Below are 636 nucleotides of genomic sequence, written 5' to 3'. Positions count from 1 at the left end.
ATACGCAGCCCATCAGGACGTCAACGTCATCCACCGCCACAAGCCGTGGATCCCCGACCTCGGCCACGAGGTGGGCGCGGATGACCGCGCCGTCCGGTTCGTACAGGTAGCGGCCCGGTGTGCGGACCCGGGGGTCGGGCAGGCCGCGGCCGCGCAGGGTGCGGGGGCCGGGCAGCAGGGTCGCGCGGACCAGGCCCGGCTCGGTGCCGAACCACAGCACCGCCTCCTTCACGTCCCCGCCGTCGGAGATCCACTCCGCCTCGGCCCGCGGCGGGACCGCCTCGTGCGGGATGCCGGGGGCGATCTTCAGGGCGGCGTGCGGTGCCCTGAGGGCCGTCTCGACGGCCCAGGAGAGCGGGGGCGAGTAGGCCTCCGGGTCGAAGATCCGCCCGCGTCCGCCTCTGCGGGCGGGGTCGACGAAGACGGCGTCGTACGGCGACGGGTCCACCTCCGTCACGTCCGCCTCCCGCACCTCGATCAGGCCGGTGAGTCCGAGGGCCTCGGCGTTCGCGCGGGCCGCGGCGGCGGTCAGCGGATCCCGGTCCACGGCGAGGACCCGGATCCCCGCGCGGGCCAGCGCGATCGCGTCGCCGCCGATGCCGCAGCACAGGTCGGCGACGGAGGTCACCCCCAGCT

General features: G+C 75.8%; 1 protein-coding gene. It reads right to left on the bottom strand.

Features of this window, described 5'->3' with window-relative positions:
* Positions 1 to 636 (bottom strand): SAM-dependent methyltransferase (locus C1I97_RS38495; RefSeq protein WP_146608478.1); only part of this gene is annotated, 636 nt, incomplete at both ends.

Source organism: Streptomyces sp. NTH33 (assembly GCF_003236365.1).
Lineage (GTDB): Bacteria > Actinomycetota > Actinomycetes > Streptomycetales > Streptomycetaceae > Streptomyces.
The sequence above is the reverse complement of the archived record's forward strand: the minus strand, read 5'-3'. Positions and strand labels throughout refer to the sequence as shown.